The organism is Campylobacter concisus, from assembly GCF_015230035.1.
GTDB lineage: Bacteria > Campylobacterota > Campylobacteria > Campylobacterales > Campylobacteraceae > Campylobacter_A > Campylobacter_A concisus_BK.
In genome coordinates this window covers 1-9,284 of sequence record NZ_JAAKZD010000021.1, presented here as the reverse complement: position 1 = coordinate 9,284, position 9,284 = coordinate 1, and the positions used below count along the sequence as shown (strand labels likewise).

General features: G+C 34.7%; 3 protein-coding genes and 4 tRNA genes. 1 reads left to right on the top strand and 6 read right to left on the bottom strand.

The window, feature by feature from the left end:
* On the bottom strand, window positions 1-5,247 hold a 5,247-nt coding region (locus tag G6W41_RS09905; protein WP_194171402.1), incomplete at its 3' end, for a hemagglutinin repeat-containing protein.
* A 9-nt stretch (window positions 5,248-5,256) separates the two neighbouring features.
* On the bottom strand, window positions 5,257-7,029 hold the full coding sequence (locus G6W41_RS09900) for a ShlB/FhaC/HecB family hemolysin secretion/activation protein (RefSeq protein WP_194171401.1): 1,773 nt from the start codon (window positions 7,027-7,029) through the stop codon (window positions 5,257-5,259).
* Window positions 7,030-7,473: 444 nt separating this feature from the next.
* Between G6W41_RS09900 and G6W41_RS09895 the strand changes: the two genes are divergently transcribed.
* Window positions 7,474-8,226, top strand: a complete 753-nt coding sequence (locus G6W41_RS09895) for a DUF4198 domain-containing protein (RefSeq protein ID WP_194171400.1) — start codon at window positions 7,474-7,476, stop codon at window positions 8,224-8,226.
* Between the two features lie 567 nt (window positions 8,227-8,793).
* Here the strand turns inward: G6W41_RS09895 and G6W41_RS09890 are convergent.
* The 4 genes from G6W41_RS09890 to G6W41_RS09875 form a co-directional block, all read right to left on the bottom strand.
* Window positions 8,794-8,868 (bottom strand) — tRNA-Glu (locus G6W41_RS09890).
* A 6-nt stretch (window positions 8,869-8,874) separates the two neighbouring features.
* Window positions 8,875-8,950: transfer RNA gene (locus G6W41_RS09885), tRNA-Lys, on the bottom strand.
* Window positions 8,951-9,075: 125 nt separating this feature from the next.
* A tRNA-Asp gene (locus G6W41_RS09880) sits at window positions 9,076-9,152 on the bottom strand.
* Between the two features lie 12 nt (window positions 9,153-9,164).
* Window positions 9,165-9,240, bottom strand: a tRNA-Val gene (locus G6W41_RS09875).
* Window positions 9,241-9,284 lie beyond the last annotated feature (44 nt).

Genomic DNA, 9,284 nt, shown 5'->3' with positions numbered 1-9,284 from the left:
ATCCATACTAGCATCTACATTTGAGCTTATGCTAGTATTTACTAGATCTTTTGTTAGTTTAGTTGTATCTCTATTTAGTCTTGTTAGATCATCAGAGCTATCTTTATCAGCTATCTCTATGTTGCCACTGCCTAGAGTTGTTAGGTTTTTAGATAGTGTGTAGCTTAAATTTCTATGGTTAGATAGATCTATTGATTTAAGACCTGTAAATTTATCTTCTTGATTGTTATTTGATCTGCTATCTTTATTGTTTTTATCTTCTAGGATATAGTTAGCTCCTATACTAAAGTTTGTTCCTTTGTTGTAGCTTGTATTTGATAGATTCTCATAGCTTAGGGTGTCTGTTTTTAAATTTAGGTTATGGTTATCTATAAAGGTATTATCTTTATCATACTCTCCTGCTGCTAGAAGTGATCCTTTTAGATGAGTGTTTTTACCTACCTCTACGTTTAGCTCATTGGCTGTTATAGATGAGAGGATAGTTTGTTTAGTTATTGTATTTGAGCTTGATCTAGAGAAATTTGCATTGGTGCTAGATTTATCTATGGTGTTAATATCTACGAAATGGTTTTTATCAAATAACCCTGTTGTAGTTATACCATTACTCTTAGCTATAGTATTACCACTAAAGCCAACTCCTGCTGATATACTAAAGTCTTTTTGATTAGAGGTATATCTATCTCTTAGGCTCTCTAAGCTTAGATTATTTCCTACTTTTAAATTTATTGTTCCATCAGCTCTTAAATTTGCTCCTTTAATGGTTGTATCATTAGCTGTGTTTATATTTATATCTTTATTAGATATTAGCTTTGAGTTATTATTAGTGATGCTTTCACTATAGCTGTTTGATTGTGAGTGGTCTAGACCTAAGCTTCCACCACCTCCTCCATACATAGTAAATTTAGCACTTCCGCTAAGAGACTTACTATTTTCATCTGATTCAAATCTATCTTGGCTAGAGTTTATATTTAGATCTTTAGTGTTTATATCTATATTATTATTAGCTAGTAGATTTGAGCCAGTTATGTTAGTGCTACTCTCTTTATCTTTATTGGTTGTTAGTCTTATATTTAAAGCATTTAAATTTGAAGGTGAAGAGATGGTTTGTTTGTTTTTAGTATTTGTTTGTGTGCCACTTATATTTGCTGCTACTCCTACGCTAAAGCCATATGTTCCTGAGCTTACAGATGCTGCTGCTATTTGAGATATTAGAGCTGTTGTTTTAGAGGCTACATTTGTAGTAGCTAGTGCTACGTTTGTTATATAGTATCTCTCTTCATCTTTTATATTATCTAATATATCACTTAGATCTTCTATGTCAGAAGCATTGATGCCTGCTTCTTTGTTTTTATATCTTTGCTTTAGTTCATTTAGTTTGGTTTGTAAATTTGATTTTTTATTCTTATATTGTTCGTATTCTTTTTTTACGCTATTTAGTTGTTTAACTGCTTCTTGTAGGGCTATAGTGGCTGGAGCTATCTGTGCATATTCGTTTTGCATAGTGATGGAGAGGGCAGCCTGTGCCTCTTTTAAAGTGGAGGTGGAATCGATTGTATCTGTGCTATTTGAGATGTAGATGTTGCCATTTTTACTAATTAAGCTAATATCTTCTTTTGCGTTTAGGTTTGAGCCTTTTATACTTATATCATAGTTAGTATCTATATTGATATTATTGGCATTTAAGGTAGAACTAATGGAATTTAAAGAAGAGGTGTTATTAGTAGCTTCTTTATATTTAGCGTCTGCCACTCTTAGCTTTATGCTAGTATCTTTTTTAAGCTCACTTAGGCTTTTTGGTTTAATATCTTTTAATATATCTTGCAATCTAGCTATGCTTATACTCTTGCTTTTAGATATGCTGTAGCTTTCATGGGTATTAGTAGTGTTTAGGATAGAGGCCTGGTTTGCTTTTATCTCTATGTTTTTATCTGAACTTAAATTTGCTGTGATTGTCGCATCAGATGTGTTTAAGTTTATGTTATCTTTAGCTGATATATTTGAAAGCTTTGATATGCCATCAAGTGTGCCTTGTTCGTTATGTTTTGCACTATATATCTTGCCACCACTGGTTCCAAGGGTAGCAACATAGGTTAAAATTCCAAGAGGATTAAAAGTGGAGCTTTTGTGAATACTTATCTCTTTGCTTTGCTCTTTGGCTGCTAGTATAGAGATGGTATTTAAGGCATTTAAATTTAGAACTGATGCTGAGTTTATATTTGAAGAGATGATAGAGATGTCGTTATTTGCATTTAAATTTATGTTGCCACTATTTGTTAGTAGCGATGAAGAGATTAGGTTCAAATTTGATAAAGAGTGCATATCAATAGATCTTTTAAGTCCGCCAAAGTCTCTTTTATTAGTTTGAGAATACTCTAAGCTCTCATATGCGCTAGGATTTATACTTATATTATTTGCATCTATGTTTATATCGTTTTTAGCGCTTAAATTTGAGCCAGTTACTATTGCATTACCCCCAGCCTTTAGGCTGATATCACCTGCGTTTAAATTTGAGCTAATGACCTTTTGATTTATAGCCATTAGCTGAGACTCTTTTTTAGAGAAAAAGCCTTTTGACTTCTCTTTAGTTTCTGTGCTCTCGTTTGTATTAGCACCTACTACATATATATCATTTCCGGCTTCTACGTTTAGCTTGTTAGTAGCTCTTAGATTGCTTGAGCTTATGTTGGTATTTGACTTAGAGTTTAAATTTATATCCTTAGCATCTAGGTTTGCGCTATTTAGCGTTTGGATGTTTTGGTTAAATTCCACGCCCTTTTCTTTTGCGCTATGGCTGTAGGCAAACTCTTTGGCGTTTATATTTATATTATCTGCACTTAAATTTAGCTTGTCAGCCTCCAAACCTCCGCCAGCGATGTTTAGATTTTCTTTAGCACTTAAATTTAAGCTCTCGTCTGCTTTTAAATTTGACGCCTTACTAAACTGAGATGACTCTTTGTCTAAGCTTATATTATTGGCATTTACATTTATATTTTTAGCGCTGATGTCGCTTGAATTGATGTTTACTGCGCCTGCTTTTAAATTTAGATCTTTAGAGTTTAACTCTAGGTGATTTAGGTTTAAATTTTGTGAGTTTAAATTTACATTATCAGCCACTACGCTACCAGCTAGGCTTATGTTGCCTTTGGCGTCTAGGTCTATGTTATTTGCCATTACAAGAGCTGAAGCTTTTACATTTTTATCTTTAGCTTCCTTTTTAAATTTACTTATGCTCTCGTTTCTAGCTTCATATAAGCCATCAAGGATATTTGCTATATAAGCAGAGTTTATACTATCAAGGCTGTAGTAATACCCTTGATTTTTAACCCTTCTATTTAGGTTTTTGATGATTGGGCTATTAAATATTGGCTCAGAGAATTTATCCAGATCAACATTTGCTAGCTTTATATCATCATTTAGTGCGTAGCTTGAAAAGTCCTGTGTGCTTCCTACTATGTTATTGCCCGCTGCAAAGACTGTTGGCAAGCCAACATCAGTGTATGAGAAGTTAAAATTCGTGCTTTTTCCACCTTTAGTCACCCATTTCTTTTTGCCAGTGACTTTTCCCATTTTTCCTTTCCACTCTTGTTGCTTCCATTTAAATTCGTTAAAGCTGCTAACATCTCTTCTTAAATTTAGCGCCACGTTTGTTATATCTTTGCTATCAAGCACGAGGTCGTTGCCTGCATAGATAAAGCTCTTATCATTTAGTAGCTCATCTGTTTTTAAATTTATATCATTGCTTGCTACTATGCTGCCTGGGATAAAATTTGCCTTATCATCTTCATTTAAAATTTCTTTGTTTATAGAGTAGTAAATTCTCTTGAGCACTTCGCGGTCTTTTGCTTTGCTAGTATCAAGTACTACTTCGTTTTTGTCGATGTCTAGTCTTAGATTACCAAATACCTTTGTTGATGTGCCATATAGATATGAGTCTTTGTGTAAATTTAGAGCATATAGAGCACCATCTTTATTTGCAGCCTCTTTTAATACTAGCTCATTTACCTCGTTTTCATCTAGCTCACTTATATCTTTACCTAGTTTTTTAGCTAGTTTGGTGCTTATTTTCTCTTTTAGCTCTTTTAAATTTACACCAAGCTTATATCTATTTACTCCCTCTTTTTTTAGATGCATAGTGCCTTGTTTATGCACTGTATCCACCCTAGCCTGCGAGCTTGAGTTATTTACCAGCTTTTTAGCCTCTACATTTATATCTTTAGCATAAATCTGGCTTGAGGTATTTACCAAATTGTCTGCTTTTATATTAAGGCTCTCTTTGGCTGCTATTAGCGCTTCATCTTTGTTTGTTATAGTCTTTGCCTCTATCTTAGCCTCTTTATTAGAAGCGATAGCACCAGCATTAACTATATCACCATCAAGGCTTATCTCTATGTTGTTATTTGCTATAACTAGACCATTATTATTTACGCCTACTCCGTTACTTGTGCCAACTAGTTTGATTTTATTAGCATACATGCCACCAAGCGCGCTACTATCTAGGCTAAAGCTGTTTTCTTGGTTTTTAGCTTTTATGTCGTTGTAAAGTCTATCTTTGCTTGAAGCTACCGCCTTTTCACCGATGATGTTTAGCTCATTTGCGTGGATATTTGAGTTTAAATTTATGGCATTTGAGATCACATTAGTATAGTCGCTGCTCTTATCGTTTAGGCCGTCCCCTACGATGTCGATAGACTTATCAGATATTAGCTCTATCTCTTTAGGACTTAGTTTATTGATACTACCTGTTGTTAGTGTGAGTGAGCGAGAGTTGATCATATTTAGACCATCTACGCTTATGCCATTTGGGTTTGCTATGACCACATCAGCTCTGCTACCAGCAACCTCTAAATTTCCTTTTAGAGATGATTTCTCAGCCGAATTTACTTTGTTGATAATAAGGCTTGCCTCTTTTGTGAGCCTATAGTTTGCATCTATCTGGCCAGCTATCTTAGTATCTATGTTTTTATTAGAGTTATTAAGGATAGTGCCAGTTGGAGGGGTATTAAACCTGCTATATTCATTTATAGATACGCCCTTGCTATCAGGGTTTGTGATGTTTATGATTAGCGTCTCATTAGGAGCTTTTAGTATATCAGGGCGGGTGAAAGCACCTGGGTCAGCTATGATACTTGGCTCATTTGCAAGGGCGGGCATAGTGCCAAGCAGCAAAGAGAGACTTACGTAGAAATTTAAGCCTATGGTTAAAAGGCTAGGCTTTTGCGCATTTGAAATTTGGTTGTTCTTTAGCATATTTTATCCTTAAAATTCGTAGCTTATGATGAAATTTACATTTGTTGATTTAGTTTCATAGCTCTTTGGTTTATAAAGAGGTTTTGAGACAGATATGTCGTAGCTTAGGTTATTGTAGGCTTTTATGCTGCCTCTTAGACCTATGGCGTATCCTGCAAGGGTGTTTTTATCCTTTATACCACTGCTCGCTGCCCTTACCATGCCAGCGTCAAGCCCTGCATAGACAGAGTTACTCTTATAGTAGTTATATGAGAGAGTATTTCTTACGCTTACTCCGTGGTTTCCAACAAGTGAGCTCTCCCCGTCAAATCCCCTAACACTGTGATATCCACCGATGCTAAAACGATCTTGCAAGCTTAGTTTATTTAGACCATATCTTGCGTTGATATTTAGATCATAGCTTAGTGGAAGTTCAAATTTATATTTGTAGTTTAGGTTTAAATTTATTAGAGCAAACCTAGATGTAGCCTCGCCGCTATCTTCTAGTGGATCAGGCTGTGATCTAAATATACCAGTGCCCTTTTTGTAAGCTAGCTTGGCACTAAAAGCTTGGTTATATGAGTTGTAGCTTGATTTTACGCCTACCTCATATCCAGCATTTCTTCTAGCTTGGTTATCTAGCTCGTAGTCCTCTAGGTAGTTTTTATTTTTTCTCTTAAATAGCTTTACGTAAGCGCTATTTTTAAAATTTGAGTCCCTATAAAATGTATAAGCAAGGCTTAGTGAGTCGCTCTCACTTCTACCTTTATATGTGTAGAGATTATAGGCTGCATTTATGATCTGGGCGTAGTCATATTTGCTCTTTTCATACTCAAGCATGAAGTAGCCAAATGGGATACTAAAGCCGTAATAGTAGTTATTTGAAGCTCCGTGATCAGTGGCGCCATTAAATTTATTTGTGACCTCATATTTTTTAAATATATCTTTGCCGCGTGAGAAGCTAAAAATTTCGTTAAATCCAAGTAAATTTAGGGTGCTTAAATTTACCATGCCTTGGTACTTGCCGCTTTGTTTTGAGCCAAGGTTATCAATGCTAATAGCAGCTTTTAGAGGGAAGCTATCAACTCTAGTTATTACTATATTTGAAAAGCCAGCTCTATTTGAAGGTAAGAATTTAATGCTAACATCATTTTTCGAGACGTTTTGAAGTGACTCAAGGGCCTGCTCGATATCTCTTATATTTGCCACTTTATTTTTATGAGAGTACTCGCCAAATGCGCTAAATAAGCTCGCTCTGTTTCTTTGACTATCGATTTCGTTTATGCTTATATCATCTATTAAGCCAAGATTTATCACAAACTCTAGCTTGGCATCTTTTAAGCTCTTTGTAACTAGGCTCGCACTTGAAGTGATATAGCCACTTTTTATTATCTCGTTGTTAAAAGAGTTTATGATTAGATTGATAGAGTTTTTGCCAAGACAGCTACCTGATTTAAAGTCAAGCTTGTTTAAGCTAGCCTCTAAGATGGAGTTAAATTTAGAGTAGTTTGCATTATAAGCTTTTCTTATTATAGCCTCATCAGCACCACTACTAGCGTTAAAGCTAGCTACTTCGTTCTCACTAAGAAGTGAAATTTTATCTATTTTAAAGCATGGGGTTTCATTTAAATTTAGCTTACCTTCTGAAGTTCGTTTTTCGTTAAGTAAATTTATGTTGGAGCTTTCGTTAAAAGAGCTTGCCATATTCGCCCTAATCTCTTCGTTGTTTAACTCATTTTTTAGATTAGTCTCATTAGCAAGTAGCGCAGCACACACCATGCCTAAAGATAAGAGAGTTCTCATCTTAACCTTCCTTGGAAATAACTATAAAGTTATATTTTTTAAAATAATTTAGTGACATTATAAAGGATATAATCTTAATCTAATATTAAAATATAATTAGAAAAAAGAATTTTTATATAAAATATTTCAAAAATGAAACTTTTAGCTATCTAAATGGCAAAGGCAAATTTATCTTGGTTTATCACTTTATAGATAAAATTTAGTTTTATATTGATATTAATTATTATTTTGATATAATTACACAACTGATTTATATTTCGTAATTTCAGTAGTTAAATTATTTTTATAGTAAAGCTATTTTTATAAATTTGATAAAGTAAATTTGGTTTTGATTACTAAATTTTATAAAAATTAACGAAATTTATATATATAAAAATTTAACAATATTTTTGTGACATATATTAGAAATATAAAAATAGACAATTTAATCTGAAAGGATAGGCAATGAACAAGCATTTATTTGCACTTTTGGCTTTGGCGGCATTTAGCAGTCACTCTTTAGCTCACGAATTTTGGCTTTTTGGTAGCAGTAAGGAGGTAACTAGCGTTGATATCGGCTACGCAGACGACTTCCCAACTGTTGAAAAGATCCCAGATAATAGGATCGCCCTATTTGAAGCCCCATACGTTATAAACAAAAATGGCGAAAAACTAAGCCTGAAACAAAGTGGCGAAAACTACCACTATGAAAGGGCCAAACTAGAAAACGGCTCATACCTTATAGCTGGCGAGTATAAGCCTACGTTTTGGACAAAAGCAAGCGATGGCACATGGCACATGGGCAAAACCAAAGAGGACATCAAGGACGCCAAATACTGCAAAAAAGCGAGCATGAGCGCAAAAGGTGTCATAAACAAAAACGCCAAGGACGACTCTGTGACAAAGCCTTCACAGCAGCGCTTAGAGATAGTCCCACTTGACAATCCAGCAAATTTCAAAGTTGGTGTGCCATTTAAAGTGAAGATTCTATTTGAGGGCAAACCTTTAGAAAATGCTACGCTTGATGGAACATTTGATGGATTTTTAAAAGAAAAAAGTGCATTTCATGGCCAAACTGAGCCAGACGGCACGATAGAGGTGCTTGCACTTAAACCTGGAAAATGGCTGCTACAAACAGTGCATAAAATGCCATTTGCCAACTCAAAAATTTGCGATGACGAGACGATCGCAGCAACTCTTGCGTTTGAGCTAAAATAGGTCAAATTTAATTTTCATTTTTAATTTATAAAAGGGCGTAGTCAAAATGCGCCCTACTCTTTTTATCTTATAAGTCAAATTTATCAAGACAAAATCAGTAAATTTATATTGCGGCTAAATTATAAATTTATGTATTTCTAAAAGATTTAATAACTCCAGCAGTCATAATGTCATCATTATTTGTAATCTTTAAACTTTTAAAAACTGCTGATCCGTTTTCGCCTAAAACCTTTTACGAAACTCAAGCACCTAGTTATTAAAACAAGTTTTTAGAGCTTCAGCAAAGAATTATGAGATTTTAGAATGCGGCATTTTTATACAAAATCTACTATTTAAATATCCCAATTGCCTTTCATATGCTTTCTATATGCGCAACTCTAGTAGTTTTTAACACAAATTTACCTTTTATAAAACAAAAAGGCATTTTAAACATTTTTTACACCAAAGTTCAATTTTAGAATTTCGGTAGCAAAATACGTTCAGTTTATTACAGATCAAATATTTACTAGTCAAATTTATTGCACCAGCAGTAATTTTTCAAAATTTGAGTTAAATTTAAAAGAAAAATGGTGACCCATACGAGACTCGAACTCGTGTTACCAACGTGAGAGGCTGGTGTCCTAACCGCTAGACGAATGGGCCAAAAGATGGTGCCCCGTGTAGGTCTCGAACCTACGACCCCATCATTAAGAGTGATATGCTCTACCAACTGAGCTAACGAGGCAAGATTAAGTATCAATAACAAATCATAAAGTGTTATCTTAGAACTTATAATCTTAAAATTTAATTTGATCACTCAAAAAAACAAGAAAAAATAGAATCAAGAACCTTAACCTAAGGTTTAGTAGATGGCGCAGCGGACGGGGCTCGAACCCGCGACCTCCGCCGTGACAGGGCGGCATTCTAACCAACTGAACTACCGCTGCACCTAAAAGTAATGGTGGTCGCTATAAGACTCGAACTTATGACATCCACCTTGTAAGGGTGGCGCTCTACCAACTGAGCTAAGCGACCTAAAATTTAAAATATCTGGCGACCCTTAGAGGATTTGAACCTCT

Excerpts from the sequence above, each read along its gene's own strand:
- G6W41_RS09900 (WP_194171401.1), bottom strand. The coding sequence starts at position 7,029 with ATGAGAACTCTCTTATCTTTAGGCATGGTGTGTGCTGCGCTACTTGCT.
- G6W41_RS09895 (WP_194171400.1), top strand. The coding sequence starts at position 7,474 with ATGAACAAGCATTTATTTGCACTTTTGGCTTTGGCGGCATTTAGCAGT.